Origin of the sequence: Pseudoalteromonas sp. T1lg122 (assembly GCF_002964825.1) — a bacterium.
GTDB classification, from domain to species: Bacteria; Pseudomonadota; Gammaproteobacteria; order Enterobacterales; family Alteromonadaceae; genus Pseudoalteromonas; species Pseudoalteromonas gelatinilytica.
On record NZ_PQCG01000003.1, the window covers coordinates 25,703 to 42,083 of the forward strand.

Annotated in this window: 12 protein-coding genes and 1 pseudogene; 4 read left to right on the top strand and 9 right to left on the bottom strand. The window is 40.8% G+C overall.

Going from position 1 to position 16,381, the window contains the following annotated elements; all coding sequences use genetic code 11:
- Positions 1-47: 47 nt before the first annotated feature.
- The 7 genes and pseudogenes from C2M33_RS04135 to dnaA all read right to left on the bottom strand — a co-directional run bounded on the left by C2M33_RS04135 (position 48) and on the right by dnaA (position 9,736).
- A complete protein-coding gene (locus C2M33_RS04135) occupies positions 48-497 on the bottom strand; it encodes a hypothetical protein (protein ID WP_063701446.1) in 450 nt (149 codons plus the stop codon).
- A 61-nt stretch (positions 498-558) separates the two neighbouring features.
- Complete coding sequence (glyS, locus tag C2M33_RS04140) at positions 559-2,628, bottom strand: glycine--tRNA ligase subunit beta (protein ID WP_105173820.1); 2,070 nt, start codon at positions 2,626-2,628, stop codon at positions 559-561.
- Positions 2,629-2,636: 8 nt separating this feature from the next.
- Positions 2,637-3,536, bottom strand: a complete 900-nt coding sequence (gene glyQ / locus C2M33_RS04145) for a glycine--tRNA ligase subunit alpha (protein ID WP_054554789.1) — start codon at positions 3,534-3,536, stop codon at positions 2,637-2,639.
- A 143-nt stretch (positions 3,537-3,679) separates the two neighbouring features.
- The gene (gene gyrB, locus C2M33_RS04150) at positions 3,680-6,106 is read right to left on the bottom strand and encodes a DNA topoisomerase (ATP-hydrolyzing) subunit B (protein WP_063701442.1); all 2,427 of its coding nucleotides are present in this window, start codon (positions 6,104-6,106) and stop codon (positions 3,680-3,682) included.
- A gap of 12 nt (positions 6,107-6,118) precedes the next feature.
- Positions 6,119-7,212: pseudogene (gene recF / locus C2M33_RS04155) on the bottom strand (DNA replication/repair protein RecF).
- 6 nt (positions 7,213-7,218) lie between these two features.
- Positions 7,219-8,322: a DNA polymerase III subunit beta gene (gene dnaN / locus C2M33_RS04160; protein ID WP_063701437.1), complete on the bottom strand. Its 1,104-nt coding sequence runs from the start codon at positions 8,320-8,322 to the stop codon at positions 7,219-7,221.
- A 13-nt stretch (positions 8,323-8,335) separates the two neighbouring features.
- Positions 8,336-9,736, bottom strand: a complete 1,401-nt coding sequence (dnaA, locus tag C2M33_RS04165) for a chromosomal replication initiator protein DnaA (RefSeq protein ID WP_105173821.1) — start codon at positions 9,734-9,736, stop codon at positions 8,336-8,338.
- Between the two features lie 506 nt (positions 9,737-10,242).
- On the opposite strand from dnaA, the gene rpmH reads away from it, so the two are divergent.
- The 4 genes from rpmH to yidC all read left to right on the top strand — a co-directional run bounded on the left by rpmH (position 10,243) and on the right by yidC (position 12,848).
- Entirely contained in the window at positions 10,243-10,377 is a 135-nt protein-coding gene (rpmH, locus tag C2M33_RS04170; RefSeq protein WP_008488847.1) for a 50S ribosomal protein L34, read from the top strand.
- 7 nt (positions 10,378-10,384) lie between these two features.
- Positions 10,385-10,807 carry a ribonuclease P protein component gene (gene rnpA / locus C2M33_RS04175; protein ID WP_063701433.1) on the top strand — a complete coding sequence of 141 codons (423 nt, stop codon included), beginning with the start codon at positions 10,385-10,387 and terminating at the stop codon, positions 10,805-10,807.
- A gap of 128 nt (positions 10,808-10,935) precedes the next feature.
- Complete coding sequence (gene yidD, locus C2M33_RS04180; protein WP_054563758.1) at positions 10,936-11,208, top strand: membrane protein insertion efficiency factor YidD; 273 nt, start codon at positions 10,936-10,938, stop codon at positions 11,206-11,208.
- Positions 11,209-11,216: 8 nt separating this feature from the next.
- A complete protein-coding gene (yidC, locus tag C2M33_RS04185) occupies positions 11,217-12,848 on the top strand; it encodes a membrane protein insertase YidC (RefSeq protein ID WP_063701430.1) in 1,632 nt (543 codons plus the stop codon).
- 56 nt (positions 12,849-12,904) lie between these two features.
- Here the strand turns inward: yidC and C2M33_RS04190 are convergent, their stop codons facing one another.
- Both C2M33_RS04190 and C2M33_RS04195 read right to left on the bottom strand, forming a co-directional pair.
- Positions 12,905-14,110, bottom strand: coding sequence for a PepSY-associated TM helix domain-containing protein (locus tag C2M33_RS04190; RefSeq protein ID WP_105173822.1), 1,206 nt, complete (start codon positions 14,108-14,110; stop codon positions 12,905-12,907).
- Positions 14,111-14,119: 9 nt separating this feature from the next.
- A complete protein-coding gene (locus C2M33_RS04195; RefSeq protein ID WP_105173823.1) occupies positions 14,120-16,264 on the bottom strand; it encodes a TonB-dependent siderophore receptor in 2,145 nt (714 codons plus the stop codon).
- Between the last annotated feature and the right edge of the window lie 117 nt (positions 16,265-16,381).

A 16,381-nucleotide genomic window follows, 5' to 3' on the forward strand; every position in this document is an offset into this window, starting at 1 on the left:
TCAATATTAAACGCTCACTCGATCGGCTTAAAGCTGACAGCTTAAAGCTATTTCTTCGTTACTGTCACTTTTGGTTGATTACTATTGCGGTAATCAAAGCTCACTACATACACACCTTTTGCAGCGGGTTTAAAGCTGAAATAATTGTAGATGGTATTACAGTCGGCATTGGCGGCTTGGCCTAGAACTAATGATTGCCCTGCTGGGTCCATATCACTGTAACCACAGTTATAGCCTTCGCTAAAATCAGCATCTGCTACTTTGAATTCATAAACCTTACCAGGCGTTGAAAACTTAACCTCGGTTTGGAATATACCCGGTGCAACTTGCTCTAATTGATACTGAGGTTCGGCATCCCACAAAGTAAAGTCACCACGTAAATACATAGTACGGTCGAGGTCTTTGCTTGGCAGAATATCGTCAATGCTTGGCATTTGCATTTGGCTAGAACAGGCAGTTAATAAGCCTGCTAATGCTAAAGTAATTACACGTTTCATTACTGTTCCTTATGCTACAAAAAAGCCAGCACAGAGCTGGCTTTTATCAATTGGCTACTGCTTACTTCTGAAGTACAGAAATATCAGCAATATCTAAAAACAGACGGCTTAGCTGGCTTAATAATGCTAAACGGTTTTGTTTAACCGCTTCATCATCTGCCATTACCATGACGTTATCAAAGAAGTTATCAACACTCTCACGGATACCCGCAAGTTGTGATAATGCTTCTTGGTAATCGCCATTTGCATATAAAGGTGCAAGCTCAGTTGCGAACTTAGCAACGTGTGACGCTAATACTTTTTCTGCTTCATCGCTTAATAGGCTCTCATTCACATCACCTTGTGTTGTGATGTCATTTTTAGCCAAGATATTGCTTACACGTTTATTTGCTGCTGCAAGCGCTTCTGCTGCGTCTAATGTACGGAAGTGACTTACCGCTTTAACACGACGGTCGAAATCAACTGGTTTAGTTGGACGACGTGCTAACACAGCTTGGATCACATCAACTTCGATACCTTCATCTTGGTACCATGCGCGGAAACGACCTAGCATAAACTCAAACACATCTGTTGATACGTTTAAGTTAGTTAGCTTTTCACCGAATAAAGTTTGTGACTTAGCAACAAGATCTAAGATATCTAGCGGTAATGATTTTTCAACCATGATGCGTAATGCACCAATTGCTGCACGGCGAAGTGCAAATGGGTCTTTGTCACCTTTTGGCGCTTGACCAATACCAAAAATACCCACCAGCGTATCAAACTTATCAGCAATTGCTACAGCACAGCTGATCACATTTGCTGGTAAGTTATCGCCCGCAAAGCGTGGCATATATTGTTCGTTTTGCGCAAGTGCTACTTCTTCAGCTTCACCGTCGTGACGAGCGTAATGCATACCCATTACACCTTGTATGTCGGTAAACTCCATGACCATTTCGGTCATTAAATCTGTTTTGCTTAACAAGCCAGCTCGCTTAGCCAACTCGGCATCCGCACCTAATTGCTCAGCAATGTAACCTGCAAGTTCACTAATACGCTCAGATTTATCTTTCAGCGTACCAAGTTGCTTTTGGAATAAAACGGTATCTAGCGACTCTAAACGGCTCTCTAGCGTTTTCTTCTTATCGGTTTCGTAGAAGAACTGCGCATCAGCTAAACGAGGACGAACAACTTTTTCGTTACCGGCAATGACCACGCTTGGATCTTTACTTTCGATATTAGAAACAAATAGGAACTTGTTAAGTAAGTTGCCATCTTGGTCTAATAGCGGGAAGTACTTTTGGTCGTCCTTCATGGTATAAATAAGTGCTTCTGAAGGAACAGCTAAGAATGCTTCTTCAAAAGTGGCAGTTAGTGTAACAGGCCATTCAACTAGAGATGTTACTTCTTCTAGTAAGTCTTCATCCATCGCTACTTTTGCATTTACAGCGCTAGCAGCAGCTTCAATCTGTTCGCGAATTTGTGCTTTACGCGCTGCAAAGTCAGCAATAACATAAGCTGATTTAAGCACCTCAAACACATCATCAGCATGGTTGATTGTTACTTTTTCTGGATGATGGAAACGGTGACCTTGTAATTGGTTGCCAACTTGCTTACCAAGGATTTCGCCTTCGATCAGCGTGCTACCAAATAAAATAGTCGCTGTGTGCACAGGGCGAATAAATTGTGTTTTACTCGCACCCCAACGCATTGGTTTTGGGATAGGTAATTTAGCAAGTGCCTTGTTTACCGCATCGCTCATAAGTGCAGTTGTTGATTGACCTTCTACTTGTGCTTTATGTAATAACCAAGCACCTTTATCTGTTTCAATCGTTTCTGCATCGCTTACATCGATACCACAACCACGTGCCCAACCCATTGCTGCTTTAGTTGGATTACCATCGGCATCAAATGCAGCTGCTACAGCAGGACCGCGCTTTTCTACTACCTTGTCACTTTGCTTTGCTTCAAGCGCAGTCACACGTAAACCTAAACGGCGTGGAGACGCGTACCAGTTAACACCTTGATGTGCTAGTTCTAAGCTTGCAAGTTCTGCTGTTAAGTTCTCAGCAAATGACTCAGCAAGTTTACGAAGTGCTTTCGGTGGCAACTCTTCTGTGCCAATTTCTACTAATAAATTTTCTGCTGACATGCTAATTCTTAATCCTTACAAAGCGGGAAACCAAGTGCTTCACGGGCATCATAGTAACTTTGTGCACACGCTTTAGATAAAGCACGAACACGTAAGATATAACGTTGACGTTCAGTTACTGAGATAGCGTGACGTGCATCTAATAAGTTAAATGCATGTGATGCTTTCATTACTTGCTCATAGGCTGGTAATGGTAAGCCTGCTTCGATTAGTTTTTCGCTTTCTTTTTCACAGTGATCAAACTGTGCAAATAAGAACTCAACATCTGCTTGTTCGAAGTTATAAGCAGATTGCTCAACTTCGTTTTGATGGAATACATCGCCGTATGTTACACGACCCATAGGACCGTCTGCCCATACTAGGTCATATATGCTATCTACGCCCTGAATGTACATTGCTAAACGCTCAAGACCATATGTGATCTCACCTGTTACTGGTGAGCACTCTAGACCACCTACTTGTTGGAAGTAAGTGAACTGAGTCACTTCCATGCCGTTTAACCAGATTTCCCAACCTAGACCCCAAGCACCTAATGTTGGCGACTCCCAGTTGTCTTCTACGAAGCGAACTTCATCAGTGAGCGTATCGATACCAACAGCAGCTAAAGAGCCTAAATAGAGCTCCTGGATGTTCTCTGGTGATGGTTTTAATACTACTTGGAATTGGTAGTAATGTTGTAAGCGGTTTGGGTTTTCACCATAGCGACCATCAGTTGGACGACGGCATGGTTGAACATACGCGCTCGACATTGGCTCTGGGCCAATCGACTTTAAGAATGTTAAAGGATGAAATGTCCCTGCTCCCACTTCCATATCGAGTGGTTGAGCAATCACACAGCCTTGCTGTGCCCAATAGTCCTGTAAAGCCAGGATCAAACCTTGGAAGGTTTTAACGTCATATTTTTGCATATTTGGCTTATAGTATCTGGTGCGTTTAGTCTGAAAATTGCTCTCAGTATACCTTGTGTGCAGTAAGGTTTTAAGCAGTTTGTGCTTTTTCAGTAATAAAAAAAGGAGCCCGTTGGCTCCTTTTTTAAATATCAATTTTAACTTTATACGTCTAAGTTAACTACGCGTAGTGCATTCGTTTCAATGAAGTCACGACGAGGTTCAACTTGGTCACCCATTAATGTCGCGAACAATTGGTCAGCTGCAACAGCATCTTCAATTGTCACTTTCAACATACGACGTGCATCTGGGTCCATGGTGGTTTCCCAAAGCTGATCTGGGTTCATCTCACCTAATCCTTTATAGCGTTGAATGTATAGTCCACGCTTAGATTCAGTAATTAACCACTCTAACGCATCCACAAAGTTATCAACAGGCTGAGTTTTCTCACCGCGTTGAATGTATGCACCCGCTTCAATTAGGTTAGCGATGTTCGCACCCGTTGCAGCAATACGTTTATAGTCACGTGATGTGATGAAGTCATGGTTTAATACATGAGCCTTATCAACACCGTGCTGACGGATATTCACAACTGGATAATACAAGTTGCGCTCAGTATCATGCTCTGTGCTTGCGTGGAAGATAGTTGCATCTTCGTCACGTGCAATTAAGTCATCAACTAAGGTGTTAGTCCACTCTTTAACTTTTGCTTCATTTGATAAATCAGCTTCAGTTAATTCGCTTTGATAGATTAAGCGTTCCATTACCGTGTTCGGGTATTTACGTTTTAAACGCTCAATTACTTTAACAGTGCTTTGATAATCGTGAACAATCGTTTCTAACGCTTCACCTTCAAGTGCAGATGCACCTTCACTTGTATAAAGTGCAGCATTGTTTAATGCTAATGATGTTAAGTAATCAACTAGCGCTGGGTCATCTTTGATGTAGCGCTCTTGCTTACCTTTTTTCACTTTATATAGTGGTGGCTGTGCAATATAAATAAAGCCTTTTTCTACAATCTCTGGCATTTGACGGTAGAAGAAAGTCAGCAATAAAGTACGAATGTGAGAACCATCCACGTCCGCATCGGTCATGATAATGATGCGATGGTAACGTAGTTTTTCTGGGTCATATTCATCACGACCAATACCACAACCTAGCGCGGTGATAAGAGTTGCTACTTCTTGAGAAGAAAGCATCTTATCAAAACGTGCTTTTTCTACGTTAAGAATCTTACCTTTAAGTGGCAAAATTGCTTGGTTTTTACGGTTACGACCCTGCTTAGCTGAACCACCTGCAGAGTCACCCTCCACTATGTATAGTTCAGAAAGTGCTGGATCTTTTTCTTGGCAGTCAGCCAGTTTACCCGGTAAACCGGCTAAATCCATTGCACCTTTACGGCGAGTCATTTCACGCGCTTTACGTGCAGCTTCACGAGCACGTGCTGCATCAATAATTTTGCCAACAACTGTTTTTGCATCAACCGGGTTCTCTAATAAGAACTCTGTTAGTTTTTCTGCCATTGCTTGTTCTACAGCAGACTTAACTTCACTTGATACTAGTTTATCTTTCGTTTGTGATGAGAACTTAGGATCAGGAACTTTAACACTGACAACAGCCGTTAAGCCTTCACGAGCGTCATCACCCGTTGCATTACTGGTTGTTTTCGCTTTTTTATTAAAGCCTTCTTTTTCCATGTAGTTATTTAGCGTACGCGTTAATGCAGCTCTAAAACCAGCTAAGTGCGTACCACCATCACGTTGTGGAATGTTGTTTGTGAAACAGTAAATGCTTTCTTGGAAACCATCGTTCCACTGCATTGATACTTCAACACTGATACCGTCTTCTTCACGCTCATGGGTAAAGTGGAAAACACTTTTATGTACTGGTGTTTTATTACGGTTTAAGTATTCAACGAACGCCTGAATACCACCTTCATATTTAAAGTGGTCTGTTTTCGTTTCTTCGCGCTCATCTGTAAGAATAATGCTTACACCTGAGTTTAAGAACGAAAGTTCACGTAAACGTTTTGCTAGAATGTCGTAATGAAAGTTTAAGTCAGTGAATGTTTCACCACTTGGCCAAAAACGTAATTCAGTACCCGTATCACTTGCTTCACCAATCACTGCCAATGGTGCATCTGGCACACCCATTGTATATGTTTGCTGATGAAGTTTACCTTCACGACGAATTGTTAACTGTAGTTTTTCAGATAGAGCGTTTACTACTGAAACACCTACACCGTGTAAGCCACCTGATACTTTATATGAGTTATCATCGAACTTACCACCAGCGTGAAGTACCGTCATGATAACTTCAGCCGCTGATACACCTTCTTCTTCATGAATAGATGTAGGGATACCACGACCGTTATCTCTTACAGAGACAGAACCGTCTAAGTGAATCGTTACAAAAATATCATCACAATGACCAGCTAAGGCTTCATCGATAGAGTTATCAACAACCTCAAACACCATGTGGTGTAGGCCTGTACCGTCATCGGTGTCCCCTATATACATTCCTGGACGCTTTCTTACTGCGTCTAATCCTTTAAGTACTTTAATACTCGACGAATCGTAATTCTCAGACATGGTTAATCCCACTTATCTTGTTATTAGGTTGCCATGTTTCACGTGGAACATTTTTAGTTCTCGTTGCATGGGTTCCACCACAGCAGAAATACTTTCAGATAAAATTGATGAGATAAAAAGCTGCGAATCGCAATGAGTCAAAAGCTGACCCACTTTTTCTTTTGTATCTTCACCTAACTCTGAAGGTAAGTCATCTATTAGCAATATAGATTGCTTATCTGTTTCTGACTCAATTAAGCTATTTTGCGTTACTTTTAACGCATAAAGCAAGAGCTTCAATTGACCGCGAGAAAATGTATTTTCTACACTGTTACCAGAAACACTAAAACTAAAATCAGCTTTATGCGGACCTTTACTTGTGAAACCTTGTTTGGCATCACGTTCAAAGCTTTGCTCAAGCGCCTCTGAGAGCGTTTCACTCTCTTTCCAGCCCGCATGAAAGTTAATTTCTAAATCGCTTACAAGCGTTAATTCTGCACACATTTTATCAAAAAACTGCTGCTTAAACCTACTTATATACGCGATTCTTAAATTATTTATTTGCTCAGCTAGTCTAACAAATTCTTTGTCCCAAAACTTGATCTGTTCGAAATAATCTCTTGGTTTACTTCTTAATAAAGCATTACGTTGTTTAAGTACTTTATTAAAGGACTGCCATAAATAAAAAAAGTCATGTTCCACGTGGAACAATCCTAAATCAAGAAATTTTCTACGCTCTTTTGGGCCACCAAAAAACAATGAATAGCTTTCTGGCGTAATCACCTGCACAGGTACTAGCTGGGCTAATTCAGAAATTTTACGGCTCGTTTTTCCCTGAATCTTTAAAGATGTTTCACCCGCTTGGTTCTTACTAATTCCAATCGGAATAGACAAATCGTGTAGTGCTTTGCGACCATGTATCACAAACTTGTCTTGTTGATGCTGGATGATATTTTTATGTTTGGCGGTACGAATGATTTACCATGAGAAAGGAAATAAATCGCCTCAAGGAGACTAGTTTTACCGCTGCCATTTTCGCCATAGATAATGTTTATGCCATTAACCGGCTCAAGTGTCAGCGCCTCAATATTCCGAAAATTATTGAGGCTTAAATGACTTAAACTCATACAAGCTTATAGGCGCATCGGCATAACAACGTACATAGCTTCTTCGTCACCCGCACCTTCAATTAGCGCACTGCTATTTGAATCAGCAAGTGTGAAAACAACATCTTCTGTTTTTAATGTATTTAGTACATCAAGCACGTAAGAAACGTTAAAGCCAATTTCAAGTTCGCCGCCCTGGTACATTACCTCAACAACCTCTTCGGCTTGCTCTTGCTCAGGGTTGTTAGCAGTAATTTTTAGTAAACCTTCAGATAGGTTTAATCGTACACCACGGAATTTTTCATTCGATAAAATAGACACACGCTGAAAAGCACTGCGCAACCATTCGCGGTTAGCAGTAATAATTTTATCACCACCACGCGGTAATACTCGACGATAGTCAGGGAAACGACCATCCACCAGCTTACTGGTAAACGTAAATTCAGTATCAATAATACGAATATGGTTAGCACCAAATTGAATGGTAACTAATTCATCATCAGCCACCATAAGGCGCATAATTTCTTGCACACCTTTACGTGGAATAATTAACTGACGTTGTGTATTTAAAGATTGTGGTAATTGCTTTTGTGCAATTGCCAAACGGTGACCATCTGTAGCCACTGTTTTAATGTCTGCGTTATCAACTTCAAATGACATACCGTTTAAGTAATAACGTACGTCTTGATTAGCCATAGAGAAATGTGTGCTTTCTAAAAGCTTACGTAACTCTAGTCGTGTTAGTTGAAACTCTACTTCACCATCCCATTGCTCTAGATTAGGAAAATCCTCAGCCGCAAGTGTCGTCAAAGAGAAACGGCTTTTACCACTGGTAAGTAGTAACTGATGATCTTGGCTACTTAATGTAAGGTCTGAGCCATCAGGTAAACTTTTACAAATATCGAGTAACTTTTTAGCTGGTAAAGTTAGTTTTGTATCAGTGGTATCTTCACCAACAAACACACTCGCTACTAATTCAATTTCAAGATCAGTACCTGTCATCGAAAGTTGCCCGTTTTCAACAACTAACAGAACGTTCGATAAAATCGGTAAGGTGTGCTTACGCTCGATCGCACCAGACACTTGAACTAAAGGTTTTAAAAATTGCTCTCTTGATATTGTTATTTGCATAATAAAGTCGGCCTTAAGATGACAAGGTTCTTATTAAGTTTTGATAATCTTCTTTCACTTCGTGGCTTTCATCACGGAGTGATTTAACTTTACGACAAGCGTGTAATACTGTTGTGTGATCGCGACCGCCAAAGGCGTCGCCAATCTCAGGTAAACTGTGATTTGTAAGTTCTTTTGATAATGCCATGGCCACTTGGCGTGGTCTTGCTACTGAACGACTACGACGTTTAGAGAGTAAATCTGACACACGAATACGGTAATACTCAGCAACAGTGCGTTGAATATTATCTATCGTTACCAGTTTATCTTGCAGTGCAAGTAAATCACGTAGGGCTTCTTTTACAAAATCGATCGAAATTGGACGACCAGTAAAGTTTGCATTAGCAATAACACGGTTTAACGCCCCTTCTAATTCACGTACATTTGAGCGCAATTTTTTCGCGATAAAAAAGGCCACTTCGTGAGGTAAATTGATTTTACTTTGTTGGGCTTTTTTCATCAAAATGGCAACACGTGTTTCAAGTTCTGGCGGCTCAATAGCAATGGTTAAGCCCCAGCCAAAACGTGATTTAAGGCGATCTTCAACCCCTTCTATCTCTTTAGGATAGCGGTCTGAAGTTAAGATAATCTGTTGATTTCCTTCAAGTAAAGCGTTGAAGGTATGAAAGAACTCTTCTTGTGAGCGCTCTTTATTAGCGAAAAATTGAATGTCATCGATCATCAATGCATCAACACTTCGGTAATAACGTTTAAACTCTTCGATGGCATTATTTTGCAGTGCTTTAACCATGTCTTGCACAAATCGCTCTGAGTGCATGTAGACAATTTTCGCGTCTGGCTTATTAGCCATAATACCGTTACCAACAGCGTGTAATAAGTGAGTTTTACCTAAGCCCGTACCACCATATATAAATACAGGGTTAAATGCCGAACCTGGGTTATCTGCAACTTGAGTCGCTGCGGCTTTTGCTAATTGGTTTGATTTACCTTCAACAAAGCTATCAAAGGTATAATTTTCTTTAATGTTTGATTTATAACCTGATTTTGGAGCAGGCTCTACCGCTGCTTTTTCAGGTTTTGGCTGTTGCTTTTCGGTAGTATGTTGCGCACTCACTGGTGCACTTGCTTCCGATGCAGCCGGAGCTGATGCCGCTTGAGCATTTAAAATGGGTTTACTACCTACATCAAAACGTAACTCTGGTGCTTCATCACCACAAATTTCAACGAGTAGTTCATTAATACGGTTTAAATACTTTTCTCTCACCCAATCTAAAACGAAACGATTAGGTGCATATATAGTCAACGTATCTTCGGTACTTTCTGCTTGAAGTGGTCTTACCCACATACTGAATTGCTGTGAAGGCAATTCATCTTGCAATACATATAAACAACTTTGCCAAACCGACAGATACACAGTCAAACTCCCAGAGATTTAATTTTTATTCCCGTTCATCTTTAATGATGGAAAATCAAACATTTATTGCTAATCTTTGACCAACTTTCTTGGCCCAGACCGACTATTATGAAGGTACTTTATCCACAAGTACAAGATTGATTTTTATGAAAAATATGATCTCGGCAACATAAAACATTAAAATATTGATTTTAAAGAAAATTATTTTTTAAGCTCGAACAGTGATCATAACAAATTTAGACGCAGATCGCGATCAAATTCTACGATCGAATTGGCTTTTCCCAAGCTTTTATTCACTTTTTATACAGAGGCTGTGGAAAACTTCTTATTTATGATGATCCTATATGATCACGTAAAAGGATCCTTTATAATTACTACCTCTGCAGCGTTTTAATGATTGACTTTTGCTGTCTTCATCTATAATATCTCGCGCTCGCAATGGCACCTGTGCCAGGATCGCGACCTGCATAGGATGTTTTAACCTTAACCGATCGGATGGAATTGTTATGAAAAGAACTTTTCAACCTAGCGTTTTAAAACGCAAACGTACACACGGTTTCCGTGCTCGTATGGCAACAGCAAATGGCCGTAAAGTATTAGCTCGTCGTCGTGCTAAAGGCCGTAAAGTTCTTTCTGCTTAATATATAAGTGGAAGACTTTAGCTTCAGCAGGGAGTTACGTCTGTTAACTCCCTCGCATTACTCTCGAATCTTTAATGAACCAGCACGCGCTGCGACTCCTTTTTTTACCCTATTAGCTAAACGCAATGACCAAACTAATCCTCGATTAGGTCTTACGGTCGCAAAAAAACGCGTTAAAAAAGCCTGCCAACGTAATCGAATCAAACGACTTGCTCGCGAAAGTTTTCGTTTAAATCAACACAAACTCGATAACATTGATATTGTGCTTATGGTTAAAAGTGGTATTGATGAGCAGTCAAACGACGAGCTAACAAAACAACTTAATAAATTGTGGCGAAAAATTAACGAACGCTGCAAGCCTGGTGCACCAAAACCACCACCTTTCAAAAAACGCCCGAATAAATCAGCTAAATCTAATAAACAAGCCTGATAGCAATAGAATTACAGGCTTAATTAAGGTATCTTTAGCTCACCTTTTAATCATGCATTTAAAATTCTACGATAGGAATTTAAATTCATGGTATCCATTGACTAAATTAACGCAGGGGCTGACACATCATGAGGTTACTTAAACCACTTGTTGCTATTCCAAAGCGCTGTTTAGTCATGCTAATACGCGGCTATCAAAAATGGATAAGCCCACTATTAGGCCCGCATTGTCGTTTTAACCCAACCTGCTCTAGTTATGCTATTCAAGCAATTAATTTGCATGGAAGTGTAAAAGGCAGTTGGTTAGCTGTTAAACGCATATTAAAATGCCACCCTTTACATGCTGGTGGGGATGATCCCGTACCGGCAAAAAATCATATTAACCACCAACACGAGAAATAAGAGCTGTTATGGAATCGCAACGCACGTTTTTATTAATCGGCTTGATGCTTGTGTCGTTTTTATTATTTCAAGAATGGAATAACGACTACAACGCACCAAAAGCTGATCCAAGTGCCACAACACAAACACTAGGCGCAACTACACCAGAATCTGATGACTTTATTCCAGCATCATCTGACGGTGAAGTGCCAGCTGCTACTACAGCAAAGCGCTCAGTTATCGATGTAACAACTGATGTATTCACTGTTAAAATTGACACCCGTGGTGGTGACATTATTGAAGCAGACTTACTTCAGTACGAAGAGACAAAAGGCAGTGATACTCCTTACATGCTACTTGGTGTGTTTGACGGTAAACAATACTTCTCACAAAGCGGCTTAATTGGTTTAAATGGCCCAGATGCGACTGTTGAAGGCCGTCCGGTTTATAAAACCACACAAAAAGCATTCACTTTAAATGGTGATGAGCTGCGTGTTCCACTTGAGTTTACTGACAGCAAAGGTGTGACGTTTACTAAAACCTATATATTCAAAAAAGGCGACTACGCTGTAGGTTTAGAGTACACAGTAAACAACGTTACAGCTGACCCAATTCAAGTTCAGTTATACACGCAAGTAAAACGCACTGTACAAGACAAAGGTAGCTTAGTAGATCAAAACTACTTAGGTGCAGCATACGGTACTGAAGAAGAGCCATACGAAAAGTACAGCTTCTCAGACATGGCTGATAAAAACCTTAACATCACCACTGCTGGTGGCTACATTGCATTTATCCAGCACTACTTTGTAAGTGCCTGGGTACCTCAGCAAGACCAACAAAATACCCTTTACAGCAAGTTAGTTGCTGGTAATGCGGCAATTATTGGTACTAAAGGTGAAGCAGTTAACGTACAAGCTGGTACGCAAGCAACACTTAGCTCAACTTACTACATGGGCCCGAAAGAGTCTGATGTACTAGAAGCAATTCACCCAGACTTAGACCTAACAGTAGACTATGGTTGGTTATGGTTTATCTCACAACCATTATTCGTACTACTTAAGTGGTTACACAGCATCCTAGGTAACTGGGGTCTAGCTATCATTGCAATCACGGTTATCGTTAAAACGGCAATGTACCCGCTTACTAAAGCACAATACACGTCAATGGCGAAGATGCGTGCACTACAGCCTAAAATGGCTGCGCTAAAAGAGAAGTATGGTGATGACCGTCAAAAATTCGGTCAAGCGATGATGGAAATGTACCGCAAAGAAAAAGTAAACCCTATGGGTGGCTGTTTCCCGCTGTTACTACAAATGCCAATCTTCTTAGCATTATTCTACGTATTCTTAGAATCAACAGAGCTACGTCATGCTGAATTCATTTTATGGCTAAATGACTTATCAGCAATGGACCCATACTACGTATTACCTGTTTTATTTGGTTTAAGTATGTTCATCACTCAAAAGCTGCAACCTATGACGGTTACTGACCCTATGCAGCAAAAAATGATGACCTTTATGCCAGTTGTATTCTCTATTTTCTTCTTGTGGTTCCCATCTGGCCTAGTACTTTACTGGTTAGTATCGAACCTTATCTCAATCGCACAGATGCTGATCATCTACCGCGGTATGGAGAAAAAAGGTATTAAGGTAAGAGGCTAAACTCTTAACCCAACAAAAAAGGCGCTAACTGCGCCTTTTTTAATGTCTGAACATGGCTAACCAAGAATGGGAGAATAAACCCGATTCGGCACACTGCGCTCAGTAAAGCTCAAACTCGTTATTAGTAGCGAAGCAACCACCAAACCGATTGCAATCCCCCCAGATACTCCAAGCCACTTTACAGCCGTTGTTTTACGTTTAACTCTAAGCCAACTCATATAGATGCCAGCAGCACTAACAAAGCTCATCAACGTACCAAACAATCCCCAAATAAGTTTAGTTCCGACTCCTGCAAAGTTACCAAAGTGCAATGGATCAGCGGTATCTGAGATCCGGGCTACAATCGGTAACTCTTCTCCTTTTTGTATACCTAGTGACTCACCCGAGCTTGGTTTTAAATAAACACGGTTAGCACGAAGGCGCAGTAAAATATCATCGTTATATCCACGCACTTCAATAGGCTGATCCGCTTTATTAGGATAGCGGATATAGCGAATATCAAGGCTCGGAAACGCCTGCTTAGCTGCCTCATATGCTGCAGTTAAACTAATTGGCGATAGATACTTTTCAATACGTTGTTTTTTAAAGTCACTTACCGCTTGTGGTAAAGAAACTGTGTGCGGCACTTTAGCGGTTTGCAGCCCATGTTCGACTAAATACCAAATCCCAGTAATGGCCATCACCGTAATAAACCATAAACTCCAAAGCCCAAACAGTTTGTGCCAATCAGCCCAACTACTGCGCTTATCAAGGCAAAGCGCAGCAGGCTTTTTCATAAAGCCTTGCCACCAGCGCCGATACACATAAAAACTCGAGACCAATAAAATAACGAGTAACACACTCAAACTAGTGACGATTAATTTACCCGTCCAGCCCATCGACAAGTTCATATGCCAGTTACGTAAAAACCGCGATATCCGCGCCCATTCTCCTTCACCGAGTAAGCGACCCGTTGCAGCATCTAAATAAACAAAACGAAATGAATCACCGACTTTAAGGGCCGCCTCAGTGGCAAGGTAATCTTGTTTATGACGTTGGATATAAAGTAATTGAGCTTGCGGATAATGCTTATTAAGAGTGTTTTCGAGAGCTGAGTAGTTAGTAGAGGTAGAAGAACTTAAAGCACGGTACTTAGCGTCTGTTAAGTACTCGAGTTCATGACTTAACGTAGCGAGTGTCCCCGATACGCAGGTAACAAAAAGCAGGACTCCAACAAAGAGTCCTGCCCAAGAATGTAAGTTAAACCAACTTTTAGCGTTCACACGCCACCATTAAAAACTGTATTTAGCACTTAAATAGACACGACGTGGCTCACCAGGAAAGTGCCCTGTTCGCTCGATAAAGCCACTGCTTGCGTATTCTTTATCAAACACGTTCTTAACTGATAACTGCCATTGCCAGTTATTAATGGTTGTTTGCCACGCCATGTTGTAAATCGTATAAGGTTTAACGCGTTGACCGCCTAAACTTAGCTGTTCATCAACATAATCTAAACCAGCAGAAATAGATGACGATAAGCGAGGTAACTCATAGCGTGTCCATATGCCTAAAGTATTTTGCGGTGCGTTGGCAAATTTATCACTATCAGGTATTTGATTGGTAATACTGTCGTTTGCTTTAGTAATACGGGTATCATTATAAGCATAGCTTGCAGTAACTACCCAGCGCTCAGTGATGTCACCAACCACTTCAAGTTCAAAACCTTTACTTTGCACTTCACCAATAGCAACTAAATCATCAACGCCGTCACCGGCAACATCACCTAATAAGCTAGGCTGCAGGATGTTTTCGCGAACAATATCATACGCCGCCATATTAACAGCAAGTGTGTCTTCTAATAGCTTGGTTCTTAAACCTAACTCGTTGATACGACTAGTTTCAGGCGAGAATGGGCCGCCCTTTGCTGATTCCTGATTACTGGCACTTTGCGGCACAAAGCCAGTGCCATGTAACGCATAAGGGAAGAACATATTGTTAATGTTATAGCTGGTACCAATACGGTAAGTGAGGTCGCTATCAGAAAACTCGGTTTGATTTAACAGATCTTTATCTTCAAAACGGTCATATCTTAAGCCAGCTGTCACACTCCAATTAGCGGTGATATCAAGTTGGTCTTGTAAGTACGCACCAAAGCGCGTGCTATTTGTTTTCCCAAGCCTTGGAGTAATACTATCAAGGTCATAGTCATCAGCAGACGTTAAACCATATTCAGGATTGTTAAGATCAAGTCCTGGTACTGGGCCACCTTTACTTTGTTGCGTAGCTGTACGGTAAACACTTTCAAAATCATGTTCATACCAATCACTACCAAACAGCACTTGATGCTGCATGTTGGCAAATGCAAACTCCGCAATTGCATTAGCTGTTAAGCTAAAGCCTTCGTTCTCACGGACTTGATCACGAAACTCTCGATGACTCCAATCAACAATTCCATCACCGTCAGTATCTACCAGACCTCTTGGCTCATGGTAGTTTTGCACTTCTTTGTTATCAAAATAACGTGCTGTGACATCTGTGCGCCAAACATCATTAAAATCATGTTTTAAAGTCGCCTGATAAACATGCGCTTCTACATTTTGAAAGTCTGTTGCCTCGTTATGGTTCCAGCTTATATCAGTTAAAAAATTGCCGTTATCATCAGCCGGGACACCACGTAAACGCGCCCCACCTAATTCTTGTTCTATATAGGTATACTGAGTGGTTAATTCTGTTGCATTGTTTATAAGCCACGTATAACCAAGATCAACAATGGTATTATCGCTGCTAGTATTAGCACGAAATGGTTTTTCAGTATCACGGTAGATGCCAACGCGATAAGCATGGTTATCAAGTGATTCACTCAATGCTCCTGTGCTTTCTAATGCGCCACTGAAGAAGTCATCATTCCCCACTTCAACTTCAATACTGTGCTCACTGGTGAATTTAGGCTTCTTAGTCACATAGTTAATAATACCGCCCGGATTACCACTACCGTATATAGCACCAGCAGGTCCTTTTAACACCGCAACTTGTTCGATATTAAATAATTGCGGAACAGCAAAGCCATTGAAAGGGTCGCCCTTTACGCCATCGTATAAAATCTCATCTTGGCGAAAACCACGGAATGTCACGCCTGAATAACTAAAGGCATTAACACCAGCAATATTGCTATAAAGATCGGTAATTTGGCGAGCAGCCTGATCATTAATCAGCTCCTGCGGTAAAATTTGAATTGACTGAGGTATTTTTTCTAACGGTGTATTAGTACGAGTAGCAAAACTTGACTCTGTTGGGCGATATAAAGAAAACGCACGGCCAACAACTTCAATTTTTTCGATCTCTTTAGAATCATTTTGATCAGTAGAAACTTCAGTTTGCGAATGAGCAATACCTGAAAAACCCGCAGCAAGAGCAATAAAAACAGCAGAAAGACGCATAGTAAAAAGGGACAAGGTTAATAATGCGCAACATGTTAATGAATATAATTATCATTTGCAATGGTCGTTTATTATTAATTAAAGCTAAATAAAGTATTACTAATATCAGCTAACTAC

Bases quoted from the DNA above. Each gene is read 5' to 3' on its own strand.
- glyQ (WP_054554789.1), bottom strand. From the start codon at position 3,536: ATGCAAAAATATGACGTTAAAACCTTCCAAGGTTTGATCCTGGCTTTA.
- yidD (WP_054563758.1), top strand. From the start codon at position 10,936: ATGAGGTTACTTAAACCACTTGTTGCTATTCCAAAGCGCTGTTTAGTC.
- rpmH (WP_008488847.1), top strand. From the start codon at position 10,243: ATGAAAAGAACTTTTCAACCTAGCGTTTTAAAACGCAAACGTACACAC.
- yidC (WP_063701430.1), top strand. From the start codon at position 11,217: ATGGAATCGCAACGCACGTTTTTATTAATCGGCTTGATGCTTGTGTCG.
- gyrB (WP_063701442.1), bottom strand. From the start codon at position 6,106: ATGTCTGAGAATTACGATTCGTCGAGTATTAAAGTACTTAAAGGATTA.
- C2M33_RS04195 (WP_105173823.1), bottom strand. From the start codon at position 16,264: ATGCGTCTTTCTGCTGTTTTTATTGCTCTTGCTGCGGGTTTTTCAGGT.
- C2M33_RS04135 (WP_063701446.1), bottom strand. From the start codon at position 497: ATGAAACGTGTAATTACTTTAGCATTAGCAGGCTTATTAACTGCCTGT.
- glyS (WP_105173820.1), bottom strand. From the start codon at position 2,628: ATGTCAGCAGAAAATTTATTAGTAGAAATTGGCACAGAAGAGTTGCCA.
- dnaN (WP_063701437.1), bottom strand. From the start codon at position 8,322: ATGCAAATAACAATATCAAGAGAGCAATTTTTAAAACCTTTAGTTCAA.